Source organism: Streptomyces capitiformicae, assembly GCF_002214185.1.
GTDB classification, from domain to species: domain Bacteria; phylum Actinomycetota; class Actinomycetes; order Streptomycetales; family Streptomycetaceae; genus Streptomyces; species Streptomyces capitiformicae.
On the sequence record NZ_CP022161.1, the window covers coordinates 7,892,098 to 7,913,898 of the forward strand.

The 21,801-nt window shown below is 70.6% G+C and carries 15 protein-coding genes, 1 pseudogene and 1 riboswitch; of the genes and pseudogenes, 3 read left to right on the forward strand and 13 right to left on the reverse strand.

Translation table 11 applies throughout. From position 1 onward, the window contains the following. Positions 1-89 precede the first annotated feature (89 nt). From CES90_RS35370 to CES90_RS35415, 10 genes are all read right to left on the reverse strand, one after another. Positions 90-791, reverse strand: coding sequence for a LysM peptidoglycan-binding domain-containing protein (locus tag CES90_RS35370; RefSeq protein ID WP_189782755.1), 702 nt, complete (start codon positions 789-791; stop codon positions 90-92). 4 nt (positions 792-795) lie between these two features. Next, positions 796-995, reverse strand: a riboswitch (cyclic di-AMP (ydaO/yuaA leader). A 185-nt stretch (positions 996-1,180) separates the two neighbouring features. Continuing rightward, positions 1,181-2,191: a LysM peptidoglycan-binding domain-containing protein gene (locus CES90_RS35375; protein WP_189782756.1), complete on the reverse strand. Its 1,011-nt coding sequence runs from the start codon at positions 2,189-2,191 to the stop codon at positions 1,181-1,183. A gap of 183 nt (positions 2,192-2,374) precedes the next feature. Continuing rightward, on the reverse strand, positions 2,375-3,688 hold the full coding sequence (locus CES90_RS35380) for a cytochrome P450 family protein (protein ID WP_189782757.1): 1,314 nt from the start codon (positions 3,686-3,688) through the stop codon (positions 2,375-2,377). Further along, a complete protein-coding gene (locus CES90_RS35385; RefSeq protein WP_189782758.1) occupies positions 3,685-5,847 on the reverse strand; it encodes a tetratricopeptide repeat protein in 2,163 nt (720 codons plus the stop codon). The genes CES90_RS35380 and CES90_RS35385 overlap by 4 nt, the downstream gene beginning before the upstream one ends. Before the next feature lie 30 nt (positions 5,848-5,877). Then, entirely contained in the window at positions 5,878-6,888 is a 1,011-nt protein-coding gene (locus CES90_RS35390; RefSeq protein WP_189782759.1) for a nucleoside triphosphate pyrophosphohydrolase, read from the reverse strand. 74 nt (positions 6,889-6,962) lie between these two features. Then, on the reverse strand, positions 6,963-7,640 hold the full coding sequence (locus tag CES90_RS35395; RefSeq protein ID WP_189782760.1) for a SurA N-terminal domain-containing protein: 678 nt from the start codon (positions 7,638-7,640) through the stop codon (positions 6,963-6,965). 176 nt (positions 7,641-7,816) lie between these two features. Next, positions 7,817-8,656, reverse strand: coding sequence for a glycoside hydrolase domain-containing protein (locus CES90_RS35400; protein WP_189782761.1), 840 nt, complete (start codon positions 8,654-8,656; stop codon positions 7,817-7,819). 48 nt (positions 8,657-8,704) lie between these two features. Further along, a complete protein-coding gene (locus CES90_RS35405; RefSeq protein WP_268257021.1) occupies positions 8,705-10,198 on the reverse strand; it encodes a serine/threonine-protein kinase in 1,494 nt (497 codons plus the stop codon). Positions 10,199-10,236: 38 nt separating this feature from the next. Continuing rightward, positions 10,237-10,818, reverse strand: coding sequence for a hypothetical protein (locus CES90_RS35410; protein ID WP_189782763.1), 582 nt, complete (start codon positions 10,816-10,818; stop codon positions 10,237-10,239). A 145-nt stretch (positions 10,819-10,963) separates the two neighbouring features. After that, complete coding sequence (locus tag CES90_RS35415) at positions 10,964-12,991, reverse strand: N-6 DNA methylase (RefSeq protein WP_189782764.1); 2,028 nt, start codon at positions 12,989-12,991, stop codon at positions 10,964-10,966. Positions 12,992-13,202: 211 nt separating this feature from the next. Here CES90_RS35415 and CES90_RS35420 point away from each other — a divergent pair, with 211 nt between their 5' ends. Then, positions 13,203-13,586, forward strand: coding sequence for a hypothetical protein (locus tag CES90_RS35420; RefSeq protein WP_189782765.1), 384 nt, complete (start codon positions 13,203-13,205; stop codon positions 13,584-13,586). Between the two features lie 90 nt (positions 13,587-13,676). Beyond that, positions 13,677-14,426: a hypothetical protein gene (locus tag CES90_RS35425; RefSeq protein ID WP_189782766.1), complete on the forward strand. Its 750-nt coding sequence runs from the start codon at positions 13,677-13,679 to the stop codon at positions 14,424-14,426. 47 nt (positions 14,427-14,473) lie between these two features. Here the strand turns inward: CES90_RS35425 and CES90_RS35430 are convergent, their stop codons facing one another. Both CES90_RS35430 and CES90_RS35435 read right to left on the reverse strand, forming a co-directional pair. Continuing rightward, a complete protein-coding gene (locus CES90_RS35430) occupies positions 14,474-15,196 on the reverse strand; it encodes an HNH endonuclease family protein (protein WP_189782767.1) in 723 nt (240 codons plus the stop codon). 631 nt (positions 15,197-15,827) lie between these two features. Further along, positions 15,828-16,744 (reverse strand): annotated as a pseudogene (locus CES90_RS35435) (SCO6745 family protein). A 233-nt stretch (positions 16,745-16,977) separates the two neighbouring features. Here CES90_RS35435 and CES90_RS35440 point away from each other — a divergent pair. Further along, positions 16,978-17,556 carry a TetR/AcrR family transcriptional regulator gene (locus CES90_RS35440; protein ID WP_189782768.1) on the forward strand — a complete coding sequence of 193 codons (579 nt, stop codon included), beginning with the start codon at positions 16,978-16,980 and terminating at the stop codon, positions 17,554-17,556. Positions 17,557-17,953: 397 nt separating this feature from the next. Here the strand turns inward: CES90_RS35440 and mfd are convergent, their stop codons facing one another. Then, entirely contained in the window at positions 17,954-21,487 is a 3,534-nt protein-coding gene (gene mfd, locus CES90_RS35445) for a transcription-repair coupling factor (protein ID WP_189782769.1), read from the reverse strand. Positions 21,488-21,801: the final 314 nt, after the last annotated feature.

The window sequence follows — 21,801 nt, forward strand, 5'->3', positions numbered from 1 at the left end:
ATGTGAGCGGACTGTGGTTCAGCTGAGGAGCGGCCTGTTTTTCGGCACAGCCGAACCGGTCGCACAGCCCGCTCACATCCGCCCGGTCGTCAGCTCAGGTGGAGCTGCTGGCCGGGGTAGATGAAGTCGGCGTCGTCGATGATGTCCTGGTTCAGCTCGTAGAGCTTCTCCCAGCCACCTTCGACGTTCTCCTCCTCGGCGATGCCGCTGAGGGTGTCGCCGGAGACGACCTTGTACTCGCCGTCGCCCTTCTTGACCTTCTTGCCGGTCGGGGTCTCGACGGTGGCGCGCTCGGAGGAGCGGGAGGCGCGGGTCTCCTGAGTGCTCTCCTGGGTGCTCTCCTGCGAGGAGCCGGAGTTCGAGCCCGAGTTCGAGTTCGAGGAGCCGCTGTCGGAGGCGGCGGCACCGTCGTAGGAGGCGCTGGACAGGCCCGTGCCGCAGACCGGCCAGGCACCCTTGCCCTGGCCCGCGAGGACCTTCTCGGCTATCTCGATCTGCTGGGCCTTGGTGGCCTGGTCGGCGGTGGCGGCGTACTTCGTACCGCCATAGCCGGCCCAGGTGGAGGCGGCGAACTGCAGACCGCCGTAGTAGCCGTTGCCGGTGTTGATGGACCAGTCGCCGCCGGACTCGCACTGGGCGACCGCGTCCCACTCGGAGGCGGTGGCGGCCGAGGCGCTGCCGGCGACCATCAGCGGAGCGGCGATGGCGGCGGCACCGGTGACGCCGACGACGGCGATGGCACGGGCGGCCTTGCTCGGGCGGCGGTGCTTGCCCTTGCTGGAAAACAGCATGGAGTGATCCCCTCACCGACGCCTGCGAGGTGAGCTGTCGGGTTCGGGCCGGTTGAGTTGCCCGGCCGCGCTCGTTCGCCTTTCGGCTCACATCGCGCGGCTTCACCCCGAGCCGGTTCCGGTCGTGCGACCCCGAAGGGCCTCAACTGCCGGACCCGGCACTTACCTTGGGTCCCCCGCTCCTGCCTACGGCGCTTGACGCGACGACTGTTCCCACGCGGCCGTTGACAGGATTCGGCGTGACGACCGCAGGGGCCCGCTGTGGTGCGAGCGGTCACGACCGTAATCACGTGATTCGCCGAATATCAAAGACGATCAGGGGGTCTGTGATTCATCTCCCACCGAGATCAAAACGGGCATTCGGGGGCGAACCATGACCCGAACTCTCGCTACTTTTCGCCCGTTTCGACACCGACTTCGAGGGTCTGACCGGGAAGGATAAGGTCCGGGTCAGTTCCAACCGTGCCCTCGTTCTCGGCGTACAGCTCACGCCACCCGCCCTGAAGGGCAAGGGAGTCCGCGATGGACGTCAGACTGTCCCCTTCGCGGACGGTGTACGAGGCATGGACGGCGTCGACGGTTTCGCGCGCGGCCTCGCCGCCCCGGGAGGCGTGACGGCCCGAGGGCGAGGACGAGGACGAGGAGGATTCGGTACGGGCGTTGTCGTCGGCGCTCTCGTCAGCGCTCGCACCCCGATGGCGACCGCTGCCGGCGTCATCCGCGGAAGAGCTGTCGGATCCCTGCGAGACATCGCTGCCGGAGTCACCGGATTCGACGGAGTCACCGGATTCGGCGGATTCGCCGGAGTTCTTGGAGTCGTTCGAATCGACGTCGGCCTTGATGGAGCCTTCTGCGGCATCCGGGGAAGAGTCGGACGTTTCGGATGAATTGGACGAGTCGGCGGAGCGGGAGGAATCGGGTGTTTCAGGGGATTCAGCCGACTTCGTCGATTCCGTGGAACTGGATGAATCACCCGAGTTCGACGAATCGTCCGCGACACCGGTGTCCACATCGGCGGTACCGGAGTCGCCGCCGAGGTTGTGGAGCAGCCCGCAGGTGGACCAGACGCCGACGCCCTGGTCGGCGAGGATCTTCTCGGCGACGGCTATTTGCTGTGAACGGCTGGCCTGGTCGGGGCTGGTGGCGTAGTCGAGGCCGCCGTAGCTCTCCCAGTTCTCCTGGGTCATCTGGAGGCCGCCGTAGCGTCCGTTGCCGGTGTCCGCGCTCCAGGAGCCGCCGCTCTCGCACTCCGCCACCTGGTCCCAGGTGGTTCCGCTGGCCGCGCTCGCGCCGGTGGCGCCGAGGAATGGGATGGCGATGGCGGAGCCGGTCACTCCGGCGGCGACGAGGAGGGCCGGAGCCTGACGGGGGCGACGGTGACGACCGGTCCCGGAGAGCATGCGGTTGCCTTTCACACGACAGCAGTGACCTGTGCGAAGGGTGTGGCGGCCCTTCGCACTGATGCGTGAACGTATCGGCAGTCGATCAGTTGTCACAAGTTAATGCAGCGTAGATCACGTGAAGATCACAGACTTGAGAGTCTGTCATGTATCGGCGCCGGGTGGGGTACTGCTACTGGCCGCTTACGAGGTACCACCATCGGCCACCCGAACCGGCTTGAACTCCACCGGAAGGGTGCGCAATCCACGCATAATGAGCCCACCGCGCCACCGCAAATCGGCCGGATTCACCGCGAGTTGCAGGTCGGGGAGGCGGGTGAGGAGCGTGGCCAGCGCGGTCTGTCCTTCGAGGCGGGCAAGAGGTGCGCCGAGGCAGTAGTGGATGCCGTGGCCGTAACCGAGGTGCTGGTTGTCGCGGCGGGAGAGATCGAGGGTGTCAGGGTCGTTGAAGCGGGCCGGGTCGCGATCGGCGGCGGCGAGGACGACGAGGACGGGATCGCCGGGAGCGATGTCCTGGCCGCCGATGGTCAGGGGCTGGGTGGCGAAGCGCCAGGTGGCGAGTTCGACGGGGCCGTCGTAGCGGAGGAGTTCCTCCACGCCGGTTTCGAGCAGTGCGGTTTCCTTCGCGGCGAGGGAGGTCTGGAGGCGGGCGCGCTGGTCGGGGTGGGTGAGGAGGGCGTAGGTGCCGTTGCCGATGAGGTTGACCGTCGTCTCGAAGCCGGCGAAGAGGAGGATGAAGGCCATGGCCGCGGCTTCGTTCTCGGTGAGGTGCTCACCGTGGTCGGAGGCGCGGATGAGAGCGGAGATGAGGTCTTCGCCGGGGGTGGGGGTGTCGGGGAGTGCCTCGCGCTTGCGGTGGATGAGGTCGGCGAGGTAGCCGCGCATCTTCTTGACCGACCGGGCGACCCCGCCGCGCGGGCCGCCGCCGTGCCGGATCATCATGCCGGCCCAGTCGCGGAAGTCGTCCTGGTCCTCGCGGGGGACGCCGAGCATGTCGCAGATCGCGTAGATGGGGAGTGGGAAGGCGAACTCGTGGATGAGATCGGCCTCGCCCTTGTCCGCGAACTGGTCGATGAGGTGGTCGGTCAGCTCCTGGACGCGGGGGGCGAACTCGGCGACTCGGCGGGGCGTGAAGGCCTTCGAGACGAGCCGGCGGAGTCTCGTGTGATCCGGCGGGTCGATGTTGAGGAGGTGAGTCATCAACTCGGCCTTACGCTCGCCGGGGATCCCGGTCTTCCCCTTGGCGTGGGCCGGTTCGTCATGATGCGCCGGGTTCTTGGAGAGGCGCGCGTCGGCCAGGGCCTGCTTCGCGTCCACATAGCGGGTGACCAGCCAGGCTTCTACGCCGCTGGGGAGACGCGTGCGGTGCACGGGGGCGTGCTCACGGAGCCAGGCGTACGCCGGGTAGGGATTGGTGGCGAACTCCCAGGTGAAGAGGTCGGGTGCGTCGGTTCCCGTTGGGGTGCCGGTGGGGGTGGGGTGGGGCTGGTTGGTCACTCGTTGACGGTAGCTGGTGGGTCCGAGTCGGGGCCGGGGAGCTGGCCCAGATGCCGCTTCGCGTAGTAGTGGCCCAGTCGGGCGGCTGTGACCAGCCACTTGTTGGCTTCCGGCTTGTCACCACTCTTCACCATGCGCATCCACAGCCAGTACGCGGCCTCATCGCTGCCTTGCGCGGCGGCCCGGCGCAGAAGAGCCTCCCCCTCATCCACGGGACCTGTGCGGAGGAGAAGCTCGCCGAGGTAAGAAGACGCGAGGGGATGCCCTGCTGCCATGGCTCTGCGGTAAAGCTCCTCCGCTTCCGCGTTGCGACCCCGCTGGTCCTCCAGAACGACCGCGAGACTGAGCGCTGCTTGTGCATCTCCGAGGGCTACACCGCGGCGGAGCCAGAATTCCCCGTCCTTCCGTCCGTTCCGGTTGATCAGTTCCCGGCCGAGGCTCGTGGCCGCCGCCTCATAACCGGCATCGACTGCCTTGACGTACCACCGGAGGCTTTCCTGGGGGTCCGCCCCACCCCCCAGCAAATCGCCCAACTGATGCGCCGCCTCGCCGTCTCCGCTCTCAGCAGCCACCCGTAACCACCGCTCAGCGCGCTCGCGGTGCAATCGTCCGGCCTCACGTGCCGCACTGACGCTCCCGGCCTCCGCCGCGAGTTCCAGGTAGCGAAGCGCCGTCACCTCGTCCCCGGCATCCACCAGCCGCGCTGCCCACGCCTCAGTCGCCTGTACGTGTCCCGCGTCGGCCGCCCTCCGCAGCAGACCCTCACTCTCGCCGCCACCCACTCGGTCGGCGAAGGCGAACATCAGCTCCGCGTCGCCCTCCTCGAACCGCGGGTGCAGCGCCGCACGGGCCGCGTCCAGGACGGCGGTACGGTCGATCGGTGCCCCGGACGCAGCCGCGTCGAGCAGCAGCCACCACACCCCGTCCAGCACCGGCTCCAGGTCGTCCGACCGCAGCGCCTCCGCGACCAGCGCCCCGTACGCCCGCCAGGTGTCGGCCTCCTCGCCCCGCACGAGCAGTCCCGAGACGCCGAACAGCGAGGTCGTCGCCCAGGCGAGAGCATCCTCGAACGACTCCTGCTCCTCCGTCCCGTACTGCTCCTGGACCTGCCGGAGCAGTTCGACCGGTACGGCGCCCGTGACCCCGCACCGCGCCAGGTCCACCGCCGCCCGCACCAGCATCTGCCCCCGCGGATGCTCGGCCCGCGTCCCCTCGCGCTGCCACTCGTCGAACAGCAGATGGCCGACCGCGAAGTACGAGGCCGCGCCCTCCTTGCCGCTCCACATGTAGGCCGGGTAGGCGCGTGGGTCGTCGAGTTGCGACAGGCGCCGCAGCTCGGCGTCGGTCCACTCGCGGGGCAGTCGTACCGTGCGGGCCGTGGCCACGACACGGTCGCCGGGGCCGGTCCGGGTCCGGCGCCGGTAGTACTCGTCGGGGTTCATGGTGCCGAGCACGACCGCGCCGAGGCCGGTGAGCTTGCCCAACAGCCGTGGCTCCAAGCCGCCTTCGCCGAAGTGGTCGGTCAACTCGTCCAGCCAGACCACGTACTTGCCGGTCCTGCCCTGCAACGCGACGAGAAGGTCCCGCAGATCCTCGCCGTGGTGGGGCGCATAGAACACATGGCCGTCCAGCGACCGCACGCCCTGCCACGCCGTGTACGACTTGCCCGCGTACCGCTCCCCCAGGATCAGCACCAGGCCGCCGTGCGCGAGCTTGGCCTCCAGTTCCTCGTCGCAGTCGCGAGGGACGTACGGCGGGATGCCGGGCTGCCCGGGTATGGGCAGGGTCTCGCTGACCCCGAGCTGCCGGGGCTCGACATCGGCCACCGGCCGCCAGTCGGCGGGGGCCGGAACATTGCCGTAGTAGTTGGTCTCCGTGTAGTTGGTCTCCTTGGCGACGACTTTGTCGTGGAAGTCGGCACCCCTGAAGTCGAAGTGGTCACCGGTGTACTGAGGCCCCGTCGAGGTGTTGCCGATGTTGCGGGCCTGGATGACGGGCTCGTTGTAGGTTCCGCCCGTGATGGAGTTGACGGTGGCGTTGTCGCCGGTGATCACCATGCCGATGTCACCCCCGGCGGCGACCGACCTGCTGCCACTGGCCTTCACCGAGCGCTCTTCCCCGGTCTCGTCCTCCGGCTCCCGCCCCACACCAGCCCCCACGCGTCGCAACCAGCCGTGAGGACAACGGTACTAAGCGTCCAGCCCCTCGGCCGCCCTTACCGCGTCCCGGTACGCCCGGGCCGCCGCCCGCAGCGCCGCCTCGGGGTCGACTCCGGCCGCCTCCGCGCGTACCGCCATCGCCAGCAACTCGTAGCCGGGGCCCTCGCCGGTCGGGAGCGGGACGTCCAGGCCAGCCGTGCGGACCCGGGACGCCAGCTTCGAGGCCAGGGCGAGGCCGGGCTGGCCGAGGGGTATGCCGTCCGTGACCGACTCGCGTCGCTTCTCTACCGCCTTCGTGCGGAGCCAGTGCTCCTTGACCTCCTCGGGGGTCGTGGCGGTCTCGTCGCCGAATACGTGGGGGTGGCGGTGGATGAGTTTGGTGACGATGGTGGCGGCCACGTCGTCGATGGAGAACGGGGTGCCGGGGTCCTCCTCGGCTATGCGGGCGTGGAAGACGACCTGGAGCAGGACGTCGCCCAACTCCTCCCGCAGTTCGTCTCTGTCGCCCTCCTCGATCGCCTCGACCAGCTCGTACGCCTCCTCGATGCCGTACTTGGTCAGGCCCTTGTGGGTCTGCTGGGAGGACCAGGGGCATTCGCGGCGGATGCGGTCCATGACCTGGACGAGGTCGAGGAGGCGGGCGCCGGGGAGGTCGTAGGAGGCGGGGAGGAGTTCCAGTGACGGCATCTGGACGCGGCCGGAGCCGGCGAGGCGGGCCAGGCCGTCGGTCAGGTGGGGTTCGCCCTCCGCTGTGGCGACGACCACGACCGTGCGGTCACCGGCGCAGGCGTCGACCAGTTCCTCGGCGGTCGGGGCCGCCCGCTCGACCGTTATGCCGGCTTCGCGGAGGTAGGGGAGCTGGGGGTGTGCCTCGTCCGCGCAGAGGACGCGGTCGGCCTCGCGCAGCGCCTGCCAGGCGGGCCAGGAGAGCAGGCCGGGCGCGACACGGTGGCTGGTGGTGAGCAGGACGACACGGCCGGGGCCGGAAGCCGGTGCGGGGGCCGTGGTGTCGGGGGCGCCGTCGGGGCGGTTTGCGTTCACCCCACGAACGTAACCCACGCCACGGACACCCTCCGAAGTTGTCCACAGGCCACCTCGTGCCGGACGGGGCCGCCCTACGCCGGCTCCTGCGTCCCCGCCTTCGTGACCTCTCGTACCCATGGCGTCTTGGCTTCCGCCATGCCCACGCGGCCCTGCTTCTCGACCTCGACGTCCCAGGTGCCGTAGCGGGGGTTGAGGTCGACGCCGAGTTTCTCCGAGGCCTTGGCCATGGCCTGCCAGAAGACGGCGCTGCCATCCGGGGTGTTGACGTCGACGCCGAGGGCGGTGGCGAGTCTCTGGACCTCGACGTCGCTGCGGATGCTCTCGTCGAGGTGCTCGGGGGCGACGTTGTACTGCTGCAGCCAGCTCAGCTCCAGGCCCTGGGAGCCTCCTTCCTGCTCTTCCAGGGCGGAGCGGTATTCCTGGACTTCCTTGCGGGTGACCCGCACGCCGGCGTCTTCGAGGGCCTGGTCGAGGACCTTCTCCAGGACCATGCCGTTCAGGGTGTGGCGGGTGAGGGTGCCGGTCTGGGCGACGAGCCGCTGGTACTGGGCCTCGTCCGCGCTGGCCGCCCGCTGTGCGGCACGCACGTCGTTCACCCGGTTCTCCAGTTGCGAGACCGTGATCCGCTCGCCGCCCACGACGGCCGCCGCGCCCGGATGCGCGTCGCTTCCGCAGGCGGAGAGGAGGGGGGCCGCGGCGGTGATCGCGGCGGAGAGGAGGAGCGCGGTGCGACGACGACGGCGGTGCAAGGAGACCTCCTGAGGAGATTGTGCGGCGGTGCACAAAGTCTTGCGGTGATCGATGGTAGGCAGTGGGGCTGCTCTCGGCCAGCCATTCGACCAACGATTCACGACGACTTCCGGCACCGCCGCACCAGAGCCCTCACCACCTCCGGCCCACGTCGTCGTTTCAGGGTCTCAGCGTTTCAGCCGACGATCGCCACCGGCGCGTCCCACGCGTTCCGGTCGACGTTGATCGTGTGCCCGCCGCGCGTCTCCTTGCTGTTGACCATGTACTGGTGGGCACGGTGGTGCCCGGTGTACAGCTTCGGGTCGTACGGCCAGTCGGTGGTCGTCGTGTTGATCTTGTCCCACTTGGCGTACCAGAGGTTGCCCGGCAGGTTGGTGCGGTCGGTGGCGGTGGCGACCGCCTTGGCGCTGGAGCTGCTGAAGCCGTAGAAGCCGGACCGGTACTGCTTGGCGCCGAGCGCCTTGTGCCAGGCCCTGATGTAGGTGAGGACGGCGTTGTTACAGTCGGTGTTCGTGGTGTCGTACGCCTCCACGTCCAGGTAGAGCGCGCTGCCCGGCTTCATGCCGAGGGCGGCGGCCTTCGCCACGGCGTCGGCCCCGTCGGCGGCACCCTGGGAGGCGGCGGTCGACGCGTTGATCACCTCGGGGCTGGAACCGGTCTGGCAGGGCGGCTGGGCGCCGACGTAGAGCGGGACGAGCTTCCAGCCGAGGGAGCTGACGGACTTCACCCAGGACGCGGTGAGATTGGGCTGGGAGCAGCCGCGGTTCCTGCCGCCGATATAGACGGCGGCCGCACCGTAGAAGCCGGTGTTCCAGGCCTTCATCGCGGACAGGGACGGTGCCGTGCAGGTGTCGAAGGCGCGGCCCGTGTAGACCTTGGCGGCCGGCCAGGCGGTGGGGGCGGCGAGGGAGTTCTGCGCGGCCAGGCCCGCTCCGGCGAGCACGGCGGCTCCGGCGGCGGTCCAGGCGACGTATCTGCGCTTCTTGGACTGCCGGTGGCTGGACTTGCTGGACATGAGTGGCCCCACCCCTCGATCGCTGTGATGTGCGAACCCTAGCCGGGCTCAGCCCCGCACCTGCCCCAGCCACTGCAACGTCCGCCGCACCTCGCCCGCCAGCGGATGGCCGGGGCCCCGCAGGCGCTCCACGTCGAGGAGGAGGCGGCCCAGGGTCTCGTGGGCGGCGCCTCGGTCGCCGAGGGCGAGGAGGAGGTGGCCTATGCGGCGGCGGACGTCCAGCGACAGTTCGGGGTCGCCGCCGACGTACTGGTTCTCGAAGTACGGCAGGAGGGAGCGGTACTCGGCGAGGGCTGCCGCCGGTTCGCCGAGCTGTTCGAGGCACTGGGCGGACTCGTAGCGGAAGCGCAGGGACTGCGGATCGGCCTGGCCGGCCTCGGCGGCGCGCTCGTCGGCGAGGCGACGCAGCTCGGGCAGGGCTCGGCGGTACTGGCCGTCGTCCATGAGGGTGGCCGCGTACTGCTTGCGCAGGGTGCGGACGACGGGTGAGTGCTCGCCGTGCTGGGCGGCAGCGGCCGGGAGGATCGCGCCGAGGATGTCGACGGCCTGCGTGATGCGGCCCTCGCCGAGGAGTCGCTTGACCTCGTCGACGGCACCCGCGACGTCCGGCTTCTCGACCGCGGGCGTCTGCACGGAGGCGGCGGAGGGCTGGGGCGCGGGGATGCGGGCGCGGTCCGGCCAGGGGGCGTGCGGGCGCAGGAAGGGGCGAGTGGGGTCGAGCGGCGAGCCGGTGGGCATGCCCCGCGCGGGGAGCAGCGGGAGGAGTTGTTCGTACGTCTCCTGCGCGGAGGACGGGCGGTGCTGCGGGTCCTTGGAGAGCAGCCGCAGGACCAGGGCCTCCAGTGCCTCGGGCACCTCGGGGCGGATACGGCGGACGGGGACCGGCGGCTCGTAGAGGTGGCGGTGCAGGACGCCGAGGGCCGTGGACCCGGTGAACGGGACGTTCCCGCTGAGCAGTTCGTGCATCAGCACGCCGAGGGCGTACAGATCGGTGTACGGGCCGACCGCGCCGCCCATGGCCTGTTCGGGGGCCATGTAGGCGGGGCTGCCGATGGGTGAGCCGGTGTGGGTGAGGCGGGTGGTGTCGGTGTCCATCACGGAGGCGACGCCCAGGTCGAGGACGGTGACCGTGCCGTCCTGCTTGACCATGACGTTCCGCGGCTTGAGGTCGCGATGGATGATCGGCACCGCGTGCACGGCGGACAGCACGGCGCACAGCTGGGCGGCGACCGAGACGGTCCACTGCCAGGGGTACGGGTCGTGTTCGGCGAGGTGGTCGGCGAGGTCGGCCCCGTCGACGTACTGCATGACGAGGAACAGCTCCTCGCCCTCGCTGCCCGCGTCGTGCACCGTGACCAGGCCGGGGTGGTCGACCTGGGCGGTGACGCGGCACTCGCGCACGAAGCGGCGGCGCAGTTCGTCGGCCTCCTGACCCGCGACCTTGTCCGGGCGCAGCAGCTTCACCGCCACGCGCCGGTCGAGACGCTGGTCGTACGCCGTCCACACCTGGCCCATGCCGCCCTGCCCGATGAGCGTGGACAGTTCGTAGCGGCCGGTGATCAGGCGGCCGGTCCCCTGGGTCACCTGTCTCCTTCGTGCTTGCGGAGATAGTCGCTGAGCTCGTCGAGTTCGGCGCGCACCTGGTCTATGCGGGCGGGTCCGGGGCGCTGTGGCTCCGGCTGCGGTTGAGGCTGCTGCTGGACGGGAGGCTGTGGGACCGGTGAGGCGGGCGCGTAGGGCTGCGGGGCGGGGGCCGGCGGGTAGCCGTACGCCGTTGTGGGGATCGTCGGGTGCTGGGGCGATATGTAACCCGCGAACCGGGGCTGTTGGTAGTGGCGGATGTCCGCGTACAGGTAGTGGCCGGCGGAGGCACAGGCGTTCAGCAACAGGATGATCATGCCCGCGTTGCCGGCCGGGGTGCTCAGGTCGTCCGTCTTGTCGGTGCTGATCAGGCCCACGCTGACGACCAGCATCACGAACGACCCGATGAGGGCCATCCAGTCGCGCGCCTTGCGGGTCACGATGGCGGCCACGAGAGGCCCGATCCAGGCGAGGAAGCCGATGCTCAGCAAGGCCACCGCCACGATGAACACGCGCAGCACGACCAGCGCCCCGGTCGAGGGTTGCCTCGGCGTTGGTGGCGTGTAGCCGTGGCCATGCATGGCTGCTCCTGAGTGCCTGGTGAAGACAGTCGTATGAGTGACGTTCAGAGGGTATAGGCCGAGGCCGACGTGCGGTCCAGGGTTGTGGACAACCGTTGCGTCGCTGGTCACGTCGCCCACGGCGGAACGGTTCCGTCCGGCTGGTTCAGCCCGGGGCGACCGTGCCGTCCGTCAGTCCGTCGTACATGCCGCGCACGAGTTGTTCGCCGAGGCGGCCCGCCTGGCGGAGGGCGGCCTCGAACTCGGCGAGGGCGCGGAACCGTTCGCCGTAGCGGCGCTGCTGGTCCAGGGGGAGCCGGGGCAGTTGGAGACGGCGTACGTCGAGGCGGGTGGCGGTGGAGGCGTAGCTGCTGGCCTGGCGGCTGTTGGCGGTGCCGCGCAGGAAACCGGCGACGAACCACGCGTCGAGCGCGGCCGGATCGGGGCGCAGGAGCGCGAGGTTGCGGCCAAGGGCGGCGCCCGCGGTCTCGTCGTCGATCACCCGCGCGATACCGCCGCCACCGAGCACGGGCACGACGACATCACCCGGCTCCACGAGTACGGCCGCCTCACCGGTCTCGGGCAAGGTCCCCGAAGGCTCTGTTCCGGCGATGACGTCGTGGTCGGTGAGCACACGCGCGTGCGGGCCGCTTCCGCCCGTACGCAGCAACAGGGCGCCTCCGCGCGCCAGTTCACCGACCGTGGTGAGCGGCCATCGCGCGGGCTGCGCCTCGTCGGCGACGGGGGGTGCGAGGTCGGCGGTCAGCCGGAGGGTCTCACCGAGGCGTTCGCGTACGGCGGTGAGCTCCTCGGCGCCGCCGCCCGCGGCCGGGGGCGGCAGATGCCGGGCGGGAGCGAGGTCCACGTCGTCGTCGAGCAGTTCGATGACCGGCATCGAACGGCTCAGCCCCGGCCGCTCCTCGACCTCGCCCGCCCGGTCGAAGGGCCGCCAGGCGTCGAGCACCGCGCCGCGCACGGCCGCCCAGTCGAGGGCGCCCCTGCCCTCGGCCCCGAGCCGCCCGGTGTCCACCAGCAGCAACTCGGGTCGCACCGGGGCCTTGCCGGGCCGGCGCAGCACCCACAGATGCAGCGGGATGTTGTACGGGGGTGCCGCGCCGACCGGCAGGGCGATCACGGCGCGCAGGGCGCCGCGGCGCAGCAGGTCGGCGCGGATACGGCGCCCCGAGCGGCGGCTCGCGGCGGCCGGCGGCATCAGCAGCACGGCGGTGCCGCCGTCCTCCAGGCGGGCCAGCGCGTGCTGCACCCAGGCGAGTTCGGATTCCGTACGGGCCGGGAAGCCGTACTCCCAGCGCGGGTCGTAGGCGAGTTCGTCATGGCCCCAGTTGCGCTCGTTGAACGGCGGGTGGCACAGCACGGCCTCGGCCCTGACGTGCTCGTAGGCGTCCGCGCGGAGGCTGTCGCCGGGGGCTGTGCGGATGGTGCTCTTGGTGCGCAGGGCGAGACGGAGCGCGGTGAGGGCGGCCAGTTCGGGGGCACTGTCCTGGCCGAACAGCTCCTGGCCGGACGGGGCGGCGACGGCACGCAGGAGGGCGCCGGTGCCGCAGGCCGGGTCGAGTACCGAGCGCGCGGGACCGGCGAGTTCCGCCATCAGCGCGGCGAGCTCCGCCGGGGTGAGTGTGTACTGGCGCGGGTTGGCGTCGAGGTGCCGGGCCAGCAGGAACTCGAAGGTCTGCCGTGCGCCCAGGTCGGCCGCGAGCTCGGTGGCGCCGCGCAGCAGCGGGATCGAGGGCAGGAACTCGGCGGGCGTCGGGTGGGGCACCGCGGGCTCGCGGACCAGGCCGAAGCGCGGGGTGAGGACGTGCCAGAGGGGGTCGGGCAGGAGCTTGGCCAGCTGCTCGTCGCCGGGACAGGCGCTCAACTCCAGCCAGGCCAGGGGCCGGTCGTGCAGGTACAGCAGGGCGCAGCCCGCGTGCACCAGAGCCGTGACGGGCCCGTCGGGGTGGCCGGTGACCTGCTGCCAGACCCGCTCCTTGAGGGGCACCTCGGCGAGCTTGCCCTGCTTGCGCAGCCACCCCTCGACGTCGGTGAGCGCGAAGGACGGGCTGGTCTCCGTGCCGCCGACCGGTTTGGGGAAGTCGGCGTGCCGGCGGCGCCAGTTGCTGACGGCGGCGCGGCCGACGCCCGCGAGCCGCGCGATCTCCGCGGCGGTGACCTCTGTCCCGTTGCCCTGCACGCGCCCGACTCCCCTCGTTCCCGCTCTGTGACGCCGAGCATACCGACGTACGCAAGATCTACCCCTTCACGACGTGTACGCAACCAACCTTGTGAACCGTGTTGACTCGGTTCACAGGCTCTGCTGTGATTGACCCATGAAACGACGGGCCACCCGATCCGGGAGGTCACACCTCGTCGTGCGGTCACACACCAGGGGAGGAGGCACGGCCATGCGGATGAAAGCCCAGCTCGCGCTGAACGCGGCGGTCGGTCTCCTCGTCATCGGCGTGGTCTCGGCGAACGCCGGGAGCGGTGACAGCGCCGGATACGGCACCGGCTCCGCGAACCGCTTCAAGGCCTTTGTGAACAGTCACGGCACCTCCGCCGAGAGAACCGCCGTCTCCCATGTCACCGCGGTTCACAGACCCGCCCCGTCGGCGGGCGACATCGACTCCACCGACATCCACACCGACTTCACCGGCGGCCCGCCGGGTGGCGGCACAGGCCCCGCCCGACTGATCGCCACCGCCTTCGCCGACTGGAAGCACGACGAGCGAGGCCGCGTCACGGTCTACGACTCGGCGGGCGAAGTACTCGGCACCCGGACGTACTGACGCCCTCCGCATCCGCGTCGGCACCGCTCACTCCTCGCTTCCCACGCGCTACTCACCGCTCATTTCACCGATTCCCAGGGGGGAACTCCCATGCGTCGCACCGCACTCGCCGCTGTCTGCCTCGCCGCCGCGGCCACCGTCTCCATCACCGGCTGCCTGCCCGGCGGCGAGCCCAAGGAGGACACGTCGAAGGTCCCGTTCGCCGGACTGACCGGCGGCGAGATCGCCGACAAGGCCGTGAAGGCCACCACGGGCGCGGACTCGCTCCGGATGAAGGGCGAGATCACGGACGAGACCGCCGGCGGCACGGTCCAGCTCGACATGGCGATGAACAAGAAGGGCGACTGTGCCGGCACGATGAGCATGGGCGGCGAGGGCCAGGCCGAGCTGATCAAGGTCGGCGACACGATCTACATGAAGTACGACGAGGCCTTCCTGCGCGCCCAGTCCAAGGACTCCTCCAAGGAGGAGGCCGACATGGTCGTGGAGATGCTCGCCGGCAAGTGGACCAAGACGTCCGCGACCGCCGAGGACTCCAAGGACATCGCGAGCTTCTGCGACCTCGACGAAACGCTCTCCGAGTTCGAGGACACGAACTCCGACGCCGAGCGCGGCAAGACCACCACCCTCGACGGCACCCCCGCGATCACCCTCAACGAGCGTGACGGCAAGGACCGTTACACCCTCTACGTGGCGACCGAGGGCAAGCCGTACCTCCTGCGAGTCGTCAGCAAGTCCGCCAAGGAGCCCGGCGAGCTCACCTTCACCGACTACAACAAGCCGGTCCCGGCCGAGGCCCCCAAGGGCAAGGTGATCGACTTGGACGAGGAGTGGAGCTGACGTAGGCCGTAGCCGGGGCCCCTCCCCCGGCTCGGCCCGTTCGCCGCTCAGTTCGCGTGGAAGCGTGCCGGTGCCTTGGTCGGGTTGCCGCCGGAGGGGAGCTTCTGGTCGGGGCAGCTGGTCAGGACTCGCTTCATGGCGGACTGTTCGGCCGAGGTGACCCAGAGGCCGTACTTCTTCTTCACGGCGACCTGGGCGGCGACATAGGTGCAGCGGTACGCCTTGTTGGGTGGGAGCCAGGTGGCCGTGTCGCCGTCCCCCTTGCCGCGGTTGGTGCTCGCGTCGACCGCGAGGAGGTTGAGCGGGTCATTGGCCAGGGCTATGCGCTTGCTGGCGTCCCACTGCTGAGCGCCCTTCTGCCAGGCGTCCGAGAGGGCCACTATGTGGTCTATGTCGACCTGGCTGCGCCCCCGTACGAAGGTCACGTCCTCGCCGGTGTACGGGTCCGGGTCGAGCACACCGGAGGCCACGGTGCAGTCCCCGTCCCGGAACTTCACGTTCTCCAGGTCGCGTTTCAGTATGTCGTCGCGGGTGCCGCACTTGTTGGAGTCCGTGTCGGCCCAGGGGCTGCCGAACTTGTCGCGGTCGTAACCGGTCCTGGGCGCCCGCCCCTTGACCGGCAACGCCTCCGCAGCGGTGAGGGCCGCGCCTCCCCCACCGGAACTCCCCTCCGGGCCTGACGACCCTTCCGTGTCCAGTTCACAGCCGCTGATCGCGGTCAGTAGCAGAGCTGCGGCGGCCACGGCGGCCCCACCCCTCAGACGCACCACGCGACACCCCTCCCCATTGCCCGTGCCCTCGCCCGGCCTTGTCCGTCCAGCCTGTCTTCCCTGCTCACACCGTAGCGGCCGCGTGGAGGAGCGAACCGGGCACCTCGACCGGCAGTGGGTGCACACCCGGCGTGCACCGCAGTCGCTCACACCTGCACAGCTCCCGGCCCGGCTTCCCAGCCGAAGGTTCAGCGGGGCTCTTGCGAGGGACCCTGGGTGTCCACACCCGGGAGGAAGCGCATCCCCGGCGCGAGGCGCCGCAGCGACATCACGGTCCGATCGGCCAACGGGAGCGTCCGGGCGCCCGGCCGACGGATACGGCAGGCGAGGGGCGGCCGCCTCCCCCGATCGGGTGATCTGTCCCGAACGTACCGCTGCGTCCGCACAGGTGTGTGCGTTCGGTGATTGCGACAAGGCGAACCGGGTCTCACAGGCCCGCTTCGCGTGCCGGTCCTGCGGATTCGCTGATCACGCGGACCGGAACAGCTCCCGCAACATCCGCGCCCGTGCGTGGGAGTTGTGGCGACGCGGGGCCGAGTCGACGGCCCCTGCCCCACCACCGCGCCAGCGTGCCGGTGGGGCTGGACACGAACGCAGCACCACAGCCAGTGATGCCCGTTGTGCAAGCCCTTCACTTTGGCGAAGGGGTAGTTGACACTTTGCCGATTCCCAGGGTTGTCTCCGAAGGCAGCAGGCCCGAACCGATCACAGCCACCCAGAACTCGCCCAGCAGGTCGGCGAGCCGGGCGGTGTCGGTCGGGCCGAGGAACCGCCAGGGACCGGCGGCCAGTTGGTCGGTGTGCCGCTCGACCTGTTGGCGCAGGCTTCGGCCGGCTTCCATGGCCGTACCACCCCCGTTGCCGTTCCCCTTCCCGTCCCCGTCCCCGTGCCCGTGCCCGTGCCGTCCCCATCCGCGGCGACCAGGCCCCGTGCCGCGAGGCGGGCGTGGGCCGCTGCCCATTCCTCCCGGCTCCAGCCCCGGCTCTCGAAGCGTTCCAGCGACGCCGCGCCTATCGCAGCGAAGGAGACCAGGGATTCGACGGGGTCGAGGTCCGCGACCATGAGGGCCGCGAGGTGGCCGTCGCCCCGGTGTTCGCGCAGGATGGTCGCCGCCCGCCAGAGCTGGAGGTGGGCGGGCTCGGGCCAGGGCAGTTCGGCGTTGGCCGCGGCCAGGGGGCGCCCGGCCGTGTTCACGGACTCCGCGGCGCGGCGGGCGAGTGCGGCGGCCTCGGTGAGCTCGGGGCTGTTCGCCCGGTCGCCGAATATCGCTCGGCAGGCCCGGTCGATCGCCCGGTCCCGTGCCGCCAGCACGGCCTCCGGGCTCGCGGTCTTCCATGCCGGCTCGATGTGCTCGGCGACCATGCGGGGGCTGAAGCTGTAGAAGGCCGAGGTCACCCGCTCGCTCCCGGCCGCTCCCAACGGCGCCGCCCGGTACGGGAAGTAACTCGGCCACCGCTCCCCCACGCCGTACCCGAGCGCGGTCGCCTCCTCGAACGCCTCCGGCGCGTAGTAGAGGACGGCGTGCAGTGGCTCCAGGAGGTGCCACATGCGGCGGACCTCGGGCAGCGCTACGCGCGCGCCCTCACCCGTAGATCCATCGACACCTTCACCGCCCGCTGTCGAACCGCCTCCGGTGACATTCTCGGACATGTTGTCGGACATGACTCATCCCCCTCGCCGCTCCCCTCGGCCATCCCGACCGAACCCAAACTTTCCACTGACTAGATTGCACCGAGCGCTCTCAACTTGTCAATGGCTAGATCCGGCGTACGCTGTTACCCATGCCCGACAACAGCGCTGGTGAACGCCCCTACCACCACGGCGACCTGCGTCGCGCGATCCTCCGCGCCGCGCTCGACGTCATCGCCGCGGACGGCCCGTCGGCGGTGAGCCTCCGGGACCTCGCCCGCCGCGCGGGCGTCTCGCACGCGGCACCGGCCCACCACTTCAAGGACCGCACGGGGCTGCTCACGGCGATCGCGGCGGAGGGACACGGACTGCTGGCGGCCGCGCTCGCGGGGGCCGAGGACCTGCGGGACGCGGGCGTGCGCTATGTCCGCTTCGCACGCGAGCACCCGGCGCATTTCCAGGTGATGTTCCGGCCGGAACTGCTCCGCGAGGACGACCTCGAACTGACCACCGCCCGCGCCCTGTCGAGCGAGCAGCTGCGCACCGCCGTCACCATCGCCCGCCCGGAGAGCACGGGCACCGACCCCCGGCTGGCCGGCATCGCCGCCTGGTCCTTCTCCCACGGCTTCGCCACGCTGCTGCTCAGCCGCAACCTGGACGGGGTGGTCGGCGACCAGGACCCGGAGGAGGTCTTCCGCACGGCGACGGAGCTGCTGTTCCCCTCCGCCTGACCGACCTGGGCCTCGTCGGCCGCACGGTCAGGTGACCTGGGCGATCACCCGACTCGTTCCTCCCCCTGCCGTGTCTCGACGGGGACGTCACCGCCGATCCCGCCGTCACCCGGCGGTTGGCAACCAGGTCTCGGCGATGGGCAACCGTGTCCCGGTGATTGGCAGCTGCGTCCCGGCAACAGCCGCGTTTACCGCACGCCCACCGAGACGGAGCTGCCAATCACCGACTGCCTGTAGCCGGGTTCCCAATCACCGACTGCCTGTAGCCGGGTTCCCAATCACCGACTGCCTGTAGCCGGGCTCTCAATCACCGACTGCCTGTAGCCGGGCTCTCAATCACCGACCGCCTGTAGCCGGGCTCTCAATCACCGACCGCCTGTAGCCGGGCCCACCCCCCCTACGACCCCAGAATCGAAGCCAAGAACTCTCCCGTCCACCCGAGCAGCTCCCGCCCGACCAGCGGCTTTCCGCCCACCTTCGCTGTCTTCGGGCGTGGCACCAGCACTTGGTGGACCGCCGGCTTGATGACGGTGCCGGGGTACAGCCGCTTGAGGCGCAGCTCCTGCGACTCCCGCAACTCCACCGGTGCGAAACGGATGTTGTTGCCCTGGAGGACGATCTCGCCGACGCCGCAGGCGCGGGCGAGCATCCGCAGCCCGGCCACGAGCAGCAGGTTCTCCACCGGCTCGGGCAACTTGCCGTAGCGGTCGACGAGTTCCTCGCGTACGGCGGTGATGTCGGCCTCGGTGTTGACGGAGGCGATCGCGCGGTACGCCTGGAGGCGAAGCCGCTCACCGGGGGCGTAGTCGTGCGGGACGTGCGCGTCGACGGGCAGCTCGATCTTGACCTCGAGCGGCGGCTCCTCCTCGATGGCGCCGGTCTCCAGCTGGCGGCGGTAGTCCGCGACCGCCTCGCCGACCATCCGTACGTACAGGTCGAAGCCGACGCCCGCGATGTGGCCGGACTGTTCGCCGCCGAGCAGGTTGCCCGCGCCGCGGATCTCCAGGTCCTTCATCGCCACATACATGCCCGCGCCCATCTCCGTGTGCTGGGCGATGGTGGCGAGCCGCTCGTGCGCCGTCTCCGTCAACGGCTTCTCCGGGGGGTAGAGGAAGTACGCGTACCCGCGCTCGCGGCCTCGCCCCACGCGCCCCCGCAGCTGATGCAGCTGCGACAGGCCGAAGTTGTCGCCGCGCTCCACGATCAGCGTGTTGGCGTTGGAGATGTCGATGCCGGACTCGACGATCGTCGTCGAGACGAGGACGTCGAACTTCTTCTCCCAGAAGTCGACGACGACCTGTTCCAGCGCCTGCTCCGACATCTGGCCGTGGGCGGTCGCGATGCGCGCCTCGGGGACGATCTCGCGCAGTCTCGCCGCCGCCCGGTCGATCGATTCGACGCGGTTGTGGATGTAGAAGACCTGGCCCTCGCGCAGCAGTTCACGGCGGATGGCCGCGCCGATCTGCTTCTCCTCGTACGGGCCGACGAAGGTGAGGACCGGGTGGCGCTCCTCCGGGGGTGTCGTGATCGTCGACATCTCCCGGATGCCCGTGACCGCCATCTCCAGGGTCCGGGGGATCGGGGTCGCCGACATCGTCAGGACGTCCACGTTCGCGCGCAGCTTCTTCAGCTGCTCCTTGTGTTCGACGCCGAAGCGCTGCTCCTCGTCGACGATGACCAGGCCCAGGTCCTTGAACTTGGTCTCCGTGGAGAACAGTCGGTGCGTACCGATGACGATGTCGACGCCGCCGTCGCGCAGGCCCTCCAGGGTGGCCTTCGCCTCGGTGTCCGTCTGGAAGCGGGACAGCGCCTTAACGCTGACCGGGAACTGGGAGTAGCGCTCGCTGAATGTGCCGAAGTGCTGCTGCACCAGCAGGGTCGTGGGGACCAGGACCGCCACCTGCTTGCCGTCCTGGACGGCCTTGAAGGCGGCCCGGACCGCGATCTCCGTCTTGCCGTAGCCGACGTCACCGCAGATCAGGCGGTCCATCGGGACCGTCTTCTCCATGTCCTCCTTGACCTCGGCGATCGTGGTCAGCTGGTCGGGCGTCTCGGCGTACGGGAAGGCGTCCTCCAGTTCGCGCTGCCAGGGGGTGTCGGGTCCGAAGGCGTGTCCGGGGGCCGCCATGCGGGCGCTGTACAGCTTGATCAGGTCGGCGGCGATCTCCTTGACGGCCTTCTTCGCGCGCGCCTTCGTCTTCGTCCAGTCCGCGCCGCCGAGGCGGTGGAGCGTCGGGGCCTCGCCGCCGACGTACTTGGTGATCTGCTCCAGCTGGTCGGTCGGGATGTAGAGGCGGTCGCCGGGCTGGCCGCGCTTGGCGGGGGCGTACTCCACGACCAGGTACTCGCGGGTCGCGCCCTGCACGGTCCGCTGGACCATCTCGATGTAGCGGCCGACGCCGTGCTGCTCGTGGACGATGTAGTCGCCCGGTTCGAGGGTGAGCGGGTCGATGGTCTTGCGGCGGCGGGCGGGCATACGGGCGCCGTCCTTGCCGGCCGCCTTCTGGCCGGAGAGGTCGGTCTCCGTGAGCACCGCGAGCTTCAGGGCCGGGTCGACGAAGCCGTAGTCGATCGAGCCGCACGACACGTGCACGACCGACGGGGAGATCTCCCCCAGGTCGGCCTCCAGGCGGGCGGCGATGCCCTCGCCGCCCAGCACCTCGACCGTACGGGCGGCCGGGCCGTGGCCCTCGGTCACGAACACCGTGCGCCAGCCGTCGGCCAGCCAGCCCTTGGTGTCGGCCAGCGCCTTGGCCGTGTCGCCGCGGTAGGTCTCAGGGGCGTGCATGCCGAGCTTGAGGGTGTCCGCGTCGAGCTCCGCGTCCGCCGCGAACGGGGAGACCGACCACCACATCATGTCGAGTTCGCGTGCCCGGTCCCGGATGTCCGCGATCGACCGCAGGGAGGCCGCGCCGACGTCGATGGGCGCCTCGCCGCCGCCCGCCGTGGCCGCCCAGGACGCCTGCAGGAACTCCTGCGAGGTGGCCACCAGGTCCGCCGCGCGCGTGCGCACCCGCTCCGGGTCGCACACGACGGCCATCGCGCCCTTCGGGAGTACGTCGATCAGCAGCTCCATGTCGTCGACGAGGACCGGAGCGAGGGATTCCATGCCTTCCACGGCGATGCCCTCGGCGATCTTGCCGAGGAGTTCGCCGAGTTCGGGGTGGCGTTCGGCGAGGGCACGCGCGCGTGCGCGTACGTCGTCGGTGAGGAGCAGCTCACGGCAGGGCGGCGCCCACAGGCCGTGTTCAGCGACCTCCAGCGACCGCTGGTCGGCGACCTTGAAGTACCGGATCTCCTCGATGTCGTCGCCCCAGAACTCCACCCGAAGGGGGTGTTCCTCGGTCGGCGGGAACACGTCGAGGATGCCGCCGCGTACGGCGAACTCGCCGCGCTTCTCGACCAGTTCGACCCGGGAGTACGCGGCCGCCGCCAGGGCCTCGACCGTGCGGTTCAGGTCGGCGGTCTCGCCCGTGCGCAGGGCCACCGGCTCCAGGTCGCCGAGACCCTTGACCTGGGGCTGGAGGACGGACCGCACGGGGGCGACGACGACCGACACCGGGCCCGTCTCCGGGTCGTCGGGGCTCGGGTGGGTCAGGCGGCGCAGGACGGCGAGGCGGCGGCCGACGGTGTCGCTGCGCGGGCTGAGCCGTTCGTGCGGGAGCGTCTCCCATGCCGGGTAGTCCACGACGCCCTCCGGGGGGAGGAGGGAGCGGAGGGCTGCCGCCAGGTCCTCGGCCTCGCGGCCCGTCGCCGTCACGGCGAGTACGGGGCGGCCGGCGTCCCGGGCGAGCGCGGCCACCGCGAAGGGGCGGGCCGCCGGGGGGCCCACCAGGTCGATGTGGGTGCGGTGGCCGTCGGCTGCCGCCCTGATCGCTTCCGCGAGGGGTGCGTCCTTGACTACGGCGTCGAGCAGACCGTGAAGGCTCATTTGGGGCGATTCCCGTCCGGGGCATGGGGGTGGGCAGTCGGTGTGGGCTGGGTGGGCTGAGCTGGGGTGGGGCAACGCGAACGCCCGACCTCGTGGGACGGGCCGGGGGTGTCCAGGGTACGACGGCGGTGTGGGTGGGGGTGGGGGCTGTGGATAACCGTGGGGTGGGGCCGGGAAGGTCTCGCCCCCGCCGCCCCTCCCCGTCCCTCCCCGTCCCTCCCCGTCCCTCCCCCACTCTCGGCTTCGCTCGAGCGGGGGGACCCCCATCCAGGGGCTGCCGCCCCTTCGCTCCCGCTTCTGGAGCTGCGGTCGGT